A 14,445-nucleotide genomic window follows, 5' to 3' on the forward strand; every position below is an offset into this window, starting at 1 on the left:
CTGGCAACTGCACACTAAGGGCTTTCCTTTAATCTTGCTTAAACACGTCGCTCCAATCGCGAGTAATTAAAGGAATAACAGCATTTGTGGGCACAGGTTTACTAAATAAATAACCTTGAAAATAGTCGCAACCAAGTGCTTTTAAAAATACTAATTGATGGGTACTTTCAATGCCTTCTGCCACACATTCTTTATTTAAGCTGTGGGCTAAAGTAAGCGTAGATTGGATAATTGCCTCATCATTAGAATCAACCCCTATATCTTGTACAAAACTACGGTCAATTTTTAATACATCAATAGGAAAGCGCTTCAAATAAGTTAACGATGCGTAACCTGTACCAAAGTCATCCATATAAAGCCTACAACCTAGTTGTTTTAACATATCCATACTCGATAAGGCCTGCTTTGAATCGCGCATTAATATTGATTCTGTTATTTCAAATACAATCGCCTTTGAAGGGATAGCTGCTTTAATTAATGCCTTTTTAATTTCAGGCACCAAGTGTTCAAATTCAAAATCGAGTGCCGATAAGTTAATCGACAAATATAACTCGGGAGCAATTTTGCGCCAAGCCACTAACTCTTCTAAAGCACGGCCCAATGTTTGCAGCATTATTTTTGTAATTAAACCAATACTCTCTGCCGCTAACGAAAACTCTTGAGTGTTCACTAATTGATTTTTTGGCCAGCGTAGCAATACTTCAAAGCCTTCGGTTTTTTGGCTATTAGCACTTATAATAGGTTGATAATAATTACAAAATTCATGCTCTTGATACGCTTTAGTTAACTGCGATTCTAGGTGCAGTGCTTTTTGCACCCGTTGATTCATCTCTTGCTTATAAAACTTATAGCTCCCTTCTAAATTATCTTTAGCGTGGTATAAAGCAATATTGGCAGCTTTTAATAGATCTTTATATTGCTGCGCATCATCTGGATATGTGGCAACACCAATGCTTAAATTAATATTAATTACTTGGCCATTAAGGGCAATATTTTTATTAACACAGCCCATTAATTTAGTGCAAACGAGCAATACCTCTTCTATTTGTTGTATATCTTCCACCAACACAACAAATTCATCACCACCAAATCGAGCTACGCTATCGCTGGGGCGTAAGGTACTTTTTAATCGCTCTGCCACTGTTTTAATCAATTCATCGGCAACTTCTCGCCCTAACGAATCATTAAAGTGTTTAAAGCGTTTAATATTAATATGCAGCAAAGCAACCTTGCTGTTATGGCGCTGTGCTTGCTCAATGGCATGTATTACACGGTCATTAAATAATGCCCTATTTGGCAGGCTAGTTAGCTGATCGTAGTTGGCGAGTATATGCAGCTCATTTTCTGCTAATTTTTGTGCATTAATATCGGTTAAAATAACAACGTAACTGGTTAGTCTGTGTTCGTTATCGGCAACTGCACTTATTTTAACAAGCACGTGGCGTTGCTCGTTATTAACCAATGTTACTGTGTCTTCGCAAGAAAAGTGCTCCCCTACATTGAGCTTTTGCATAATGCGCAAGTAATCAAAGCGGCTGCTGCGCGAAATTCCTAAATTAAGTACTCGGCTAGATCGCGGCTCAGCTGGGAAGTTAAACGCAGTTTGCAAGGATTTATTAGAGGCGCGTATATTAAAGTTTTTATCGAGTATAAATACCCAATCGCGAGTTTGCTCAAAGGCTGCTGCGAATAAGCGAGCATGCTCTTCAAACACCATTTCACGGGTCATATTAGTGTAAGTTCCGGCCACTTTTTGCGGTAATTTATTATGCCACTCTACTACTTTGCCAAAATCTTTGTACCAGCGCCAATGCCCTTTTGCATGCCTAAGCCTGTAGGTACAATTAAAAGATCCTTTATCTGTAGATAAAAACTCTAACCACTCCAATCTAAATAAAGGTCTGTCTTGTGGGTGTATTTTTACTAAATAGTCATCTAAATTTACGCATTCAACGCTGTAGCCTAATTCATTTATTAACCGCGGTTGATAAATACTAAGGCTGCTTGACTGCCAGTCCCAAACCCCGGATTCACTGCCCTCTAGTGCCAGTTTTAAACGCGCTTCGCTTTCTTTACTTTCTTTGTGAGCTGCCAATAAAATACGCTGTATTTTATTGCGGCGCATTACCCAAGCCACCACTAAAGCAATTAGCAATAATGCATAGAGCACCACAAAATAAGGGGCACGCCATAGTGGGTATTTCACTTTTATTTTTAAACTAGCGGGCGACGTATATTCGCCGGTTAATGGGTCTTTAGCCCACACTTTTAATTGGTAGTTACCCGGATTTAATTTTGGAAATAACACTCTGTTGTTACGGGTATAACTTTTTTGCCCGTTATCGAGCTGATACTCATAAATAATCCGCTCTTGAAAACTAAACGACATTGCCGAAAAAGCTATTTCTAAACCTATATCGTCATGATTTAATGTTATTTCTTCAAGTGGTTGCTGTAAATTAAGCGACAAGTTTCGCGACATTAAATTGATCCGAGTAATATTAACGTGATCAATTAACGCTTTGGTGTTTTGATTGTTCATTGGGTGAAAATAGGTAAAGCCTTTTAGGCTACCATAAGCAATACGCCCATCTTTTAAATGTGCCATAGCGCCGCTGTTAAATTCTGCAGAGAGCAGCCCTTCTGACGTAGTAAATTGCTGAAAATGCAGTGTAGTCGGGTTTAAACGCCAAATGCCTTTATGACTACTCATCCAAATCATGCCATCGTCATCAAGCACCATATCGTACAATAAGGTACCCAATTTGTTTTTGTCTAAATCAATAGTATGAACAAGTTCATACGTTAAGGCATCAATGCCAATCAGGCCAAAGTTGGATAACGAGAGCCATAAAATATTATTACGATCAACTTCATACGACAGCACATTTATGGCAACATTTTCATGTTGTTTAGGAACCTTATATATTATTTTTAGAGTTAAACTGTGAGGATTAACTTGATATAAAATCCCACCACTAAAAAATAAAGGTTTATCTGGTTGTGTCGATAATGGTGGTAAAAACCCATGCGCTAAAAAAGGGTCAAACTGAGTAAACTCGCCCTCTAACTGGGTTAGTTGCTGGGTATTAATATTATACATAAGCATGCCATGATCTGAGTGCACATAGTACAAGTTACCATCGGGCATTAAAGTAACACCATGAACCCAGCCGGCGATCAGCTTTTGGTTGCTCGGATTTTGTGTTTCCGGCTCAGTTAATTGCAGGCTAACAGGGTCAAAAATAAATAAACCTCTGTTGGAGTGCAGCCATAATTTATTTTTATAAGGCATTATTTTATAAATAGTAAATTCAGTGGTTAGCAAATCAACTTTAAAATCTTGTAAATACGTTTTGCCTATATTTGTTTTTAAATCAACTTCAGTTAAACCATTATGCGTAGCTAGCCATAGCTTGTCTTTATACTCAGTAATACCCCAAATAGAATGATGCGATAAGCCGTCACCGCCAAGCATGCTGCCCTCAACATTGGTAAACTGATAGTTATTATTGGCTAAATAAAACGCCCCATCTGTTTTAGTGGCCACCCATGTTCCACCAGAATTATCTTTAACCATATCAATAATACTGGTATCGGCTAGGGTATATTTACTTTGGTTAATGCGGGTGTTTTTTATTATTTCCCCCGTTTTTAAATTAAACTTGAACAACCCTTTATCAGTGGCTAAATCAATTTTTTCATGGTCATTTGTAATTTGCCAAATATTTAAATTATCAAGCAATACACTATTGTTAAATGCCACATCGGGGCGCTCAAACATGCTCGATAAATTGCTAATATCAACTTGGTACAACCCTTTAACAGCGCCCACTAATAGCTGATTATTGTTAGCAATAGCAAATGACTTCACATTATTTTGGTAAATATGCTCAGCCTCTGCGCGTAAATGCTCTAATGGCCGCACTTTTTCACTGGCAATATCAAACACATAAGCACCATGACTAGTACCAATAAATATATAGCCATTATAATAAAATAGCTTTCTAACTAGGGTACTTTTGTATTTACTCGGAAGCTCAAAAATAGTGGTTATTTCACCACTTTCAATATCAAGCTTTGCAAAGTCACGGCCTCGGCCAATCCAGAGGGTTTTATCATCTATTGCTAACATGCTAAAAACAGATTGATTAATTATCTGCTCTTCGCTTAGCGGCTTTTCTAAAAACTGTTTATAAGAATCGGTAGCTGGATCATAGCGAAATAGCCCTGCCAGCAGTGAGGCAATCCAAATATGCCCTTGGGTGTCTTGATATATGCGGTCAATAATAGCTTCTTCAAGCTCACCATTAGGCCCGTTAATTGGCATTACTTGGTAGCCATCATAACGGTTAAGGCCACCTTCTGTTGCCAGCCATAAGTAACCGTTATTATCAATAAGCATAGTATTAACATAGCTTTGAGATAGCCCCTCACTAGGAGATAAACGCTTCACTTGTGCGTTTATTTGGCTGCTCATTATTAGCATAAGTGCGAGCAAGCAACTTATTGTTCTGTTAATAGCTTTACCCATTCTTGATCCCACTTATTATGTTGCTTTTGATAGGTATTTGACAGCGACGATATACGATATTGGCACACACCAAAAGCACTACTAAGGAATGATTATATGTTAATATCTAGTTAAAACCAATAATGCGGTATAAATCAGGTCTACTTTTAGAGGTGAATGTATAAATCCTATAAACTAAAGAGGTTTTAAATCAACTCGAGCTGCTCAAGTAAGCACAACATTAGCCTAACATTAGCGCTAAATACCTTTCAAATTGTTGCTTTAAAGAAGCTTGCTCTGCAATAGGGCGACTATGGAGGGTGTTATATATTTGCTCACGTGTTTTTTTCCCGCGCTTAATTTGATACGCCCAAAAAGAAGCCTCATAATCTAACTGAATTTGATACTTTTGTTCACGAGGTAAATTACATAAATTAAAACTCACAGTAACTCCTATTACTTACTAAAGATGTTTTATTATACTTATAAATAGTTATGAATGCTGCTTTAATAAAGCATCTAGGCCAACAAGCTTAGTCAGCTAAATGCTATATTATGTTTGGGGATTTAATAGCTTATTGGCTCAGATAATTACGAATTTAATCAACAAAGGGCACGCCCCCTAACTAAAAGTCAAAACCTTGCTGATTAATTAATTCGCTAGCGGCAGTAACGTCTAGTTTTTTTTGTATAAAACGCTTGTAGCGCTGCTGGCACAAATTTAATACTTTTTTCTTTTGTGCGTTGGTTAACGAGTTCCATAAAAAACGCTCATCGCGGCTACGATAACAACCTTTACAATATCCCCTATTATTAACCAAACAAATACTCTTGCAAGGGCTTGGAATATCAAATATTTCAATTTGTTGCATTGCCCCTCCCCACACTTATAAAGATACAGGTTAAGTATAGCGTTATTTACTCAAAGAGCAGCTTTGTGAGTAATTAGCTCTGGACGTTTAGTAAATCTCTTAACCAGATAAAATGTAGGTATCAGCCGGGGCATAAACCACAGCCCAACATGCGCTGAAGCTGTAATACAAATTTACTTCGCTTTAGCTAAAGTGCCGTAATAAAAAGCAGCTTTAGCTTTTAATGCTCACAACTTTTAATATTTACTTCTGCTTTACGATGATATGGCTTTGCATACATAGCTAATACCAAAGGTTTAAGCTCTTCGGGCACTTTATCCATACGTTTTGCAAACTTTGCAGCGTCGGCTTTATTAATGACCGCTTCTGTACAGCCGCCTGCTATAAAGTTACCTGGGTGCAAATAAAATGAATCTATTATTTGTTTATCTATTGTTTTAGCCAGCTCATCTGCGCTGTCGCAATGTGACTCTATCGGCTGTCCAAAAGCTAAATGAATATGTCCTTTAGATGAGCTAAAACCTTCAACAATACTGGCTATGTCTTCACCTACAGATTTTACATATTGACCATGGTGTTGTTTATGATAAAGCTCTTTTGCTTTAGCAATTGCGCAGGGTTCGTATTGATACGATATTGATACCGGCACTATTTTTAACTCTTTAATATAATCGCCAAATTCTTTTTTTTGCTTACGCCCATTTAGTTGTAGCATCTTTAGTAGTGCCGGATCGGTTTGATCTACACCGTCTTTTGCTCGCCCTTCTTTTTGCGCTATCCAAATAGAGTTTCCTGCTGTTAGTGAGTCATAAATATAGGAAGATAACTGCGTTAATGCTTTAAGCATTTCTTTAGGCGCTTTTGCAGATCGCTTTACTATAAAGCTTTTATTTAATCGCATAAGCTCAGTGATATAGGGTCTTTGCAATAAATTATCTCCTATTGCAATGCGCACTGTTTTCATTTTATGTTGAAACAATCCCCAATTTACTAAAGCCGGATCGAGCACAATGTCACGATGATTCGATATAAATAAATAGGCCTGATTAGGGTCTAGTTTATCCAACCCTGAAAAAGTGACTTCTGACGTAGTGCGTTTTACTAACTTATTTAAATACTTTGCAACTTCATTTTGTACATCTTCAACGCTATTAATTTGGCCCCATTTTTTACGTAGTTGCTGTCTAATTAATGGTCGTGCAACAAATGGAATTGCCGATAAAATGCGTGGTAAATTGTACTTTGCAATTACATCAATAAATGCATTATCGTCAATTAAACGCTTCAGCGAAGTGGCAACTTCATCATCATTGTAAGGTCTTATGTCAGCGTACTTATCTTCTAATTCAATCATTTAGCGCATCTACAAAGTTAAAAACGGCACGCCAAAGCGCACCGTCGTGTCTAATTTTGATTATAACTCAATCAAAAATACGAAACTAGCAATACTAAAGTTCGATTTACCTAGTTCAAATAGAGTTATAGTTTAGTCGGCAAGTTTATAAGTTTGCACACTTGATGCAACTTACATTGCCCTGTTGTTATTTATAGTGAATATTAGTTAAAGCAAATAGCTTTACTAAAGCTGCATGGCGACGGCAGTACAACAAAATAGCCGTAAAGGGTAGCATGTAACAACTAACCTAGTGGGCAGACCACATTTAAGTTGGCCTACGTTTTTACGACTTTAAAATTAACAAAGTGTATGCTTTATAGTACTTTAGTGTATTAATCTTGCATACGTATGCTGCGCTGTATTTGCTTTCATTAGTACTGCAAATATTTCCAACCTCAAATCAAGCAATGCAAGCATTGCAAATAACTCTCTTAAATGGGGTTTAATTTTAGGAAAAAATATGAAAATTACTATTCTCGATAATGCGACTCTTGCTAAAACATCACTTGATTGTATTGCTCAATTAGGTGAGCTTACCGTTCATGAATTAACAAGTGCGGAGCAAGTTGTTGCTCATAGTAAAAATGCTGACGTTTTAATTACCAACAAAGCAGTTGTAAACCGTGAAACTATGAGCCAATTAAAATCACTAAAGCTAATTTGTGTTAGTGCCACTGGTACTAATAATGTAGATTTAGTAGCAGCTAAAGAGCTTGGTATTGCAGTAACTAACGTTGCCGGCTATTCAACCCCCTCTGTAGTACAACATACCTTTTCTTTAATCACTAATTTATTAGGTAATACACATCGCTACCAAGCGGACTGCCAACAAGGTGCATGGCAAAAAAGTGAAATGTTTTGCCGCCTAGATTATAGCTTTAACGATTTACAAGACAAAACATTCGCTATTATTGGTGGTGGAACACTTGGTAGCGCGGTTGCAACGGTTGCTAGCGCTTTTGGCGCAAATGTAATTACTGCCGAGCGCAAAGGGACACAGTGCCGTGAAGGTCGTATCCCTTTTGAACAAGCAATTAAAACCGCCGATATAATTAGTGTGCACTGCCCATTAACCGATGAAACTCGCGATCTAATTACACTCAATGAGCTTAAAATGATGAAGCCAAGTAGCATTATCATTAATACTGCACGTGGCGGCATTATTAACGAAGCAGACTTAGCAACCGCTCTTGAGCAAAACTTAATTGCAGGTGCCGGGGTTGATGTGCTGACTAAAGAGCCCGCTGAACTAACTAACCCACTGGCTAATTATAAAGGCAATAACTTACTGCTTACGCCACATATTGCTTGGGCAAGCACAGAGTCAATTGTACGTTTGGTAAATGAGGTAAGTTTAAATATTATGGCGTTTACGCAGCAGCAATCACGTAATCGCTTAGTGTAATACCTTGCTGTAGTGCCCTGCTGTGTAGCTCTAAAAAGCGCTACACTTTTTTAAATGTGTTCATCCGAAAATTAACTATTAAACGCCAATAACGTTGGCGTTTACTTTACAAATAAAAGTTTAATTAGCGGGCAACAACTTGATTACGGCCACCCTCTTTCGCTGCATATAAACCTAAATCAGCTTCTTCTAAAAGTGCCTGCTCAGTTTCAATACTTGCGTTTTCAGTACTTGCTACACCAATACTAATAGTTACATGCTCAGCATTAAGCGATGCTTTATGCGCTATATTTAATGCATTAACAGCATTACGTAGTTTATTTGCAAAGCCTATCGCTTCAGCTTTATCTACACCGGGTAAAACGGCTGCAAACTCTTCTCCGCCATAGCGTGCAATAAAGTCACTGCCACGCTCACATTGTGCAGCAAGTGCTTGAGCCACCGCTTTTAAGCAGTCATCGCCAGCTCGGTGCCCATAAGTATCGTTGTAACGCTTAAAGTGATCTATATCCATAAGTAGCACTGAAAGTGGTGTGTTGTTGCGCTTACTTTTACGCCATTCACGAGATAGGTTTTCGTCTAGGTTGCGTCTATTGGGTATTTCGGTTAGGCCATCAATCGAAGCTAACATTTCAAGCAAATCATTTTTTTGCTTAATAAGCAGTTGATTACGTACTCTTACGCGCACAATTGATGAACAAAATGGCTTAGTTATATAATCCATTGCACCTAGTTCTAAACCTTTAGACTCGTCATCATGGCTGCTATTTGCCGATATAAAAATAACCGGGATCATTTGCGTTGCTGAATCTTCTTTTAATTTAACCAGTACTTCGTAGCCATTCATTCCTGGCATAACAATATCGAGTATAATTAAATCAACTTGTGTTGTTTTTATAAAAGTAAGCGCTTCGTCACCACTTTTAACTAAAAACACCTCATGCTCATCGCTAAGTGTTTTTTCGAGTACAATTCGATTAAGAGCATCATCATCAACAATTAATACTTTAGCTTTTTTTGACATCCATTGCCCCTAAAACGTTTATAAAAACAACCACCTGTTCTAACTGCATAATAAGCTCTTTCATTGTTATTTCAACAGCTTTATCGGTTGTTTTAAGATCTTTTTCAGTTTGCTGTGCACATTGCGACAGTCGACTAAAGCCTAAATTACCCGCTACGCCTTTAATACTATGCGCTATACGAATTAAGTCATCTTTATTATTACTTATTTTGAGCTGCGCTAATTGAGTTTTGCACACACTAGCAAATTTACCGATCATAGTGTTAAGCAGTGTTTCGTTTAAACTAAACTGAGTTAAAGCAAATGAGTACTCAAAAAAGCTCGGCTTATAAGGTGCTAAATCGGTTATTGCACCTATAAGCACTTCTGCAACCACAGGTTTAGTTAAATGCTTATTCATGCCACACGCTAAAGAGCGTTCAATATCTGCAGGCTCACAATGAGCGGTTAGTGCAAAAATAGGTAATTGCTCTGCACTATACTGCTGCCTAATTAAAGTTGTTGCTTGGCAACCATCTAAATGAGGCATTTGCACATCCATTAAAATTAAGTCTGGCATTAAATTCGGTAATAATGCCATACCATCAATGGCACTAGTGGCTGTAACCACATTAATTTTTGCTTGGCGTAACACGCTGCTAATTATTTCTAAGTTTAATTGATTATCGTCAATAGCTAACACTAACAGACCCGACACACTTGGGTTTAATTTCGTTGTATTCGTTATTTTTAAAGCTGACTCTAAATTTAAATTAAACAATCGCTGTGCAAGCGCTGACGTTTTAATATGCTGTACAGTTAAACCCATGCTGATCGGCAAATTTAACCTTGGTTGATTACTTACAACAATAAGCGTAATTGCTTTTGCAAATAAAATATCTTTAATTACAGCTACCGCTAATAAAGCAGGTAAATCTGCTGCACCTATAATTAATTGCTTGGCTTTTAAATGCTCCCGAGGAGATTTTAATAATTGCTCTAAATTAGTATAAGTTAGCGTAGGAAATGCATTTATAACCTGAGTTAATTCGTGACTATGCGCTGATAAAATAACTAATGTATTATCAGGTAGCTGCTTACAAGCAGGTACAACATCTAATAAAACACTAAAGTAAAACTCACACCCTTCGCCTTTTTCACTATTTAGCGCTATTTCGCCACCCATTAACAGCACTGCCGACTTTACAATAGCCAGCCCTAAGCCCACGCCATGATGAGTTCGCGTAGATGACTCATCCCCTTGGGTAAAGGCATCGAATAAGCGCCTTTGATCGGCTTTATCTATGCCAACTCCGGTATCTATTACCTTAAAGCAAATATGTTGTTGCTCTGAGGTATCGCTTGGTAATAAATCCATTTTAAGGGTAATACTACCGGTTTTAGTAAATTTAACGGCATTAGTTAATAAGTTACCTAATACTTGCTGTAAGCGAATGCTGTCGCATATAAGGTTGGGGGAAATTAAGGGATCAATATCAATAATTAATTCAATCCCTTTGTTTTCACATAAAGGTGCCGTTAAACTTTCACAAATATCAACCAACTCAACAATGCTAAATGGCGCGAGTTTTAACTGCGCTGCCACACTTTCTACCCGTGCAAAATCCAGCATTCTGTTAAGCATTAACAACAAGCTGTGTGCTGCGTGCTTAGCTTGCGCGGTTTGTTCTAATTGTTTTGGCGTAAGTCCTTGCTCAATAAGCATATCAAGTAAACCAAATACCGCATTTAGCGGTGTGCGGATCTCATGACTTAAATTAGCAATAAATCGACTTTTTGCTAATGTGGCGCGCTCTGCATCATGTTTTGCTTTGGTTAATATACTTATATCTTGAATATGAATAACATAATACAGCGGCTCGGCATTTTCATTCCACACTAACGACACGCTCAGCTGTAACCAATCTGCCAGTTCGCCGTGCGCTAAAGTTAAATGGTATACCCGTTTTTTATTATTTAGTAATTGCGCTAACGTGGCTTTAATTTCTTGCCATTGGGGGTTACTAAACACCCGATTTAAAGGCGCTCCCGCCAATAAATTTTGTTCAGAAGATAGCTCTCTAGCCGCTTTATTCGCTTGTAAAATAGTATGATCAAGCGAAAGTAACACCACTCCATTAGCCGCAAACTCTATCGCACTTCTAAATTTAGTTTCTGATTCTTTTAATGCATGTAGGGTTTGCTGTTGCTCGGTTATGTCGCGGCCAATCCCCATAACGCCTAACAGTTGTTGCTGTTCATTATAAAATGGCGCTATGGTTAATAAGTAAGAGCGTTCTGCGCTATCAATACGTTGTTGAATTTGCGTGCGATTGTGTAGTACTTGTTGCTCTAGCTTACTAATTTTTTTACTATCGCTGCTCTCATTTTCTATTAATTTACCAACTAGCTCAGCTTGCTTTTTACCAATAAATGTTTCAAAAGCTTTATTACAACCTAAAAATAAGCCATCAATACTTTTAAAATAAATAAAGTCAGGAACGTTATTAAGTACAGTATTAAGTAAAGCTAAATGACGCTCTTTGGCTTCGTAGCTGCTGGTTAGTTTTTCAGACTGTAGCTGCAATTTTTTATCTAAATCTTTATTAACGTTCTGTAGGGATTCGACCAGCTGAGTATTTTTAGCAAATATAGCTTTTACCTTTAAAAACCATGGCTGCCAATTTAAAGGAATTTTATAGTTTAACTGCTCGCCAGTTACAGTGTTGTTATGCTCTAGATAACGCATTAAAAAGGTCATCGGCTTGATAAAAATACGCTGGCTCAACCAAAAAAACACGCTAAACATAATGCTTAAAAACACGGTTAAAAATATAAATTCTATCGCTGTTTCGTAAATAATCGGCGCAGATAACTGCTCTATTGGCTCATGGTAGGCAGCATGTATAGGGTAGTTACCAATTGGCTGCATTAAAAACTGATTACCTTTAACTTCCTTAGTATTATTGTGCTCTATTAATACTGCCGGCCAATATTGATTTAACTTAACAGCTTTGTTTATCAACTTTTGTGAGCTGGCAATAACCTCATGATACTGATTCATAAATATATATTCGCCTTGCTGCGGCGATACTTTTTTTAGCCAATTAGAAATAGCTTGTAAGTCATAAATAAGAACTATGTAATCTTGGGAGTTAATATCTTGTTGTCGGCCAATGGCAAAGTAGGCTTTATTAGCAACCTTAATAATTTGGCTAGAGCTGAGTTGCTCGGTTAAAAGTGGTGGTTTAAATTTGCCTTTTAAAATATCAGTTAAAAAGGCACTTTGGCTACGATCTCGCCTGGCAACGTAAGCAAAACCTTGCTCATCAACATAAGCAACTGCACTTAATGACTGTATTAGCGCTAACGTGGTGTTAAATGAAGGGGCTAACATAACGACTTTTTGCCAGCGTAATAAGGCACTTTGCGATTGAGAAAATTCGCCAGCACCTACTATTTCGCCATTTAAATTACTTAAATACCGATAGTAATAGTCATCATACTGATTAACGTGCAATGGCATTGTGCTATCTGCTAAATGCGGCTTAGGTTGGTGATACAAATTAAACATAGTGGTAAATAAGTTATTTACCCCAGCCATAGTATGTTCAATTTGCGCCGATACATTAGCAAAATCGCCATGGCGCTTTTCTATCGCACGTTCAACCTTAATATTGTAAAGGTGCAAACATAATAATAAAGCCACAAACAAAGGCACGGCCAAAGCCACAACTAAAGAGCGGTAATAATCTTTTAAGGGTAAAAACTTCAACTGTTTGCCTGTTTTATGGCTCAATAATCAGCTAATAGACTAGCGAGCCATAATGTTAAGCGCAAGTTATAAGTTTTCTTCAGCGAATGAAGCTAGGCGACTACGTACCACACCATTGAGGTTTATTGTTGCGCTACCTTCAAAGTTTTTAAAGCGCTCCACAATATAAGTTAAGCCCGAAGTAACCGGTGTTAAGTAGTTACTGTCTATTTGTGCCAAGTTACCAGTACAAATTAGCTTAGTACCTTCGCCGCAACGGGTAATAATGGTTTTTAATTGTGCCGCCGTTAAGTTTTGGCTTTCATCTAAAATAACTACTGCATTTTGAATACTGCGACCACGCATAAAATTTACCGACTTAAACTGAATATTGGCTTTTTCCATAATATAATTACGGCTTGAAATTGGATTTTCGTCGCCCTTATGTAATACCTCTAGGGTGTCGGTAATGGCCGCTAGCCATGGCGCCATTTTTTCTTCCTCAGTGCCGGGTAAAAAGCCAATTGACTCGGCTATTTCTGGCGTATTACGCGTTACTATTACTTTGTCGTAAATGCCTTTTTCGATCACCATTTCTAGTGCACTAGCAAGCGCCAATAAAGTTTTACCACACCCTGCAGGGCCAGTTAAAATAACCAGTTCTATGCTGGTATCTAATAAAGCATCGAGTGCCATACCTTGGTAAATATTTTTTGGTTTAATACCCCATGCACCTTGGTTCATTAATCGCTCATAACCTATATCTTTTAAGGTTATATGCTCCTCATCGTACGATTTAACTCGCGCTGCAAACTGATCCCCCTCATCAATTAAATACTCATTATAAAATACATCAGGGATTAAGTTTTTAGCCACATGATGCAAGGTCTCACGGCCATATTGCTCAGTATTACATTGGCCAACATGCTGCCAAAAGTCTCCGGCTATTTTTTTGTAGCCGCTGGTTAGTAAGCTAATGTCGTCTATAAGCTGATCGGTGCGGTAATCCTCAACATAATTAAGCCCTGCACCTTTGGCTTTTAAGCGCATGTTTATATCTTTAGTGACTAATATTACTTTGCTATTTGTGTGCTGCTTTTGTAAATGCACTGCACAGTTAATAATGCGATGATCGTTTTCATTGCCTGGCAGGCCAGAAATAGAGTCGGCAAATAAATGATCGTTTACAATAATTAAGGTGCCGTTTGATGCTGTTTTCGCTTTTTTATTGCTAGGAAGGGCTACGCCTTGGAGCATTTGCTCTGGTGTGGCATTTTTTAATATTTCATCTAAACCACGAATAGCCACGCGAGCATCACGGCTTACATCGTGTTTTCTATCTTTTATATGATCAAGCTCCTCTAACACTGTCATCGGAATAACTACATGGTGCTCTTGAAACGATAAATACGCGAGGGGTTCGTGAAGCAATACATTGGTATCTAGCACATACATTTTACTTTTAAGGTTCGAAGCATTTTCCATAGCACTTTCCTTACTTT

The 14,445-nt window shown here is 37.8% G+C and carries 8 protein-coding genes; 1 reads left to right on the plus strand and 7 read right to left on the minus strand.

The genetic code is table 11. The features are described from left to right. Positions 1-28: 28 nt before the first annotated feature. From RB215_RS12750 to RB215_RS12765, 4 genes are all read right to left on the minus strand, one after another. On the minus strand, positions 29-4,534 hold the full coding sequence (locus RB215_RS12750) for an EAL domain-containing protein (RefSeq protein WP_193038451.1): 4,506 nt from the start codon (positions 4,532-4,534) through the stop codon (positions 29-31). Between the two features lie 220 nt (positions 4,535-4,754). Continuing rightward, positions 4,755-4,958: a DUF3283 family protein gene (locus RB215_RS12755; RefSeq protein WP_011329264.1), complete on the minus strand. Its 204-nt coding sequence runs from the start codon at positions 4,956-4,958 to the stop codon at positions 4,755-4,757. Between the two features lie 181 nt (positions 4,959-5,139). Beyond that, a complete protein-coding gene (locus RB215_RS12760) occupies positions 5,140-5,385 on the minus strand; it encodes a DUF1289 domain-containing protein (protein ID WP_011329265.1) in 246 nt (81 codons plus the stop codon). 220 nt (positions 5,386-5,605) lie between these two features. Continuing rightward, complete coding sequence (locus tag RB215_RS12765) at positions 5,606-6,739, minus strand: 1-acyl-sn-glycerol-3-phosphate acyltransferase (RefSeq protein WP_011329266.1); 1,134 nt, start codon at positions 6,737-6,739, stop codon at positions 5,606-5,608. Between the two features lie 502 nt (positions 6,740-7,241). On the opposite strand from RB215_RS12765, the gene RB215_RS12770 reads away from it, so the two are divergent. Further along, positions 7,242-8,186, plus strand: coding sequence for a D-2-hydroxyacid dehydrogenase (locus tag RB215_RS12770; RefSeq protein WP_011329267.1), 945 nt, complete (start codon positions 7,242-7,244; stop codon positions 8,184-8,186). 124 nt (positions 8,187-8,310) lie between these two features. Here the strand turns inward: RB215_RS12770 and RB215_RS12775 are convergent, their stop codons facing one another. The 3 genes from RB215_RS12775 to RB215_RS12785 all read right to left on the minus strand — a co-directional run bounded on the left by RB215_RS12775 (position 8,311) and on the right by RB215_RS12785 (position 14,428). Continuing rightward, positions 8,311-9,210 carry a diguanylate cyclase gene (locus tag RB215_RS12775; protein ID WP_192531889.1) on the minus strand — a complete coding sequence of 300 codons (900 nt, stop codon included), beginning with the start codon at positions 9,208-9,210 and terminating at the stop codon, positions 8,311-8,313. Beyond that, complete coding sequence (locus RB215_RS12780; RefSeq protein WP_309216518.1) at positions 9,194-12,964, minus strand: ATP-binding protein; 3,771 nt, start codon at positions 12,962-12,964, stop codon at positions 9,194-9,196. Before RB215_RS12780 ends, RB215_RS12775 begins: the two co-directional genes overlap by 17 nt. 66 nt (positions 12,965-13,030) lie before the next feature. After that, a complete protein-coding gene (locus RB215_RS12785) occupies positions 13,031-14,428 on the minus strand; it encodes a PhoH family protein (RefSeq protein WP_086997728.1) in 1,398 nt (465 codons plus the stop codon). Positions 14,429-14,445: the final 17 nt, after the last annotated feature.

It is taken from the genome of Pseudoalteromonas sp. HL-AS2, assembly GCF_031198805.1.
Classification (GTDB): Bacteria; Pseudomonadota; Gammaproteobacteria; order Enterobacterales; family Alteromonadaceae; genus Pseudoalteromonas; species Pseudoalteromonas nigrifaciens.

Excerpts from the sequence above, each read along its gene's own strand:
- RB215_RS12770 (WP_011329267.1), top strand. The coding sequence starts at position 7,242 with ATGAAAATTACTATTCTCGATAATGCGACTCTTGCTAAAACATCACTT.
- RB215_RS12765 (WP_011329266.1), bottom strand. The coding sequence starts at position 6,739 with ATGATTGAATTAGAAGATAAGTACGCTGACATAAGACCTTACAATGAT.
- RB215_RS12775 (WP_192531889.1), bottom strand. The coding sequence starts at position 9,210 with ATGTCAAAAAAAGCTAAAGTATTAATTGTTGATGATGATGCTCTTAAT.
- RB215_RS12750 (WP_193038451.1), bottom strand. The coding sequence starts at position 4,534 with ATGGGTAAAGCTATTAACAGAACAATAAGTTGCTTGCTCGCACTTATG.
- RB215_RS12785 (WP_086997728.1), bottom strand. The coding sequence starts at position 14,428 with ATGGAAAATGCTTCGAACCTTAAAAGTAAAATGTATGTGCTAGATACC.
- RB215_RS12760 (WP_011329265.1), bottom strand. The coding sequence starts at position 5,385 with ATGCAACAAATTGAAATATTTGATATTCCAAGCCCTTGCAAGAGTATT.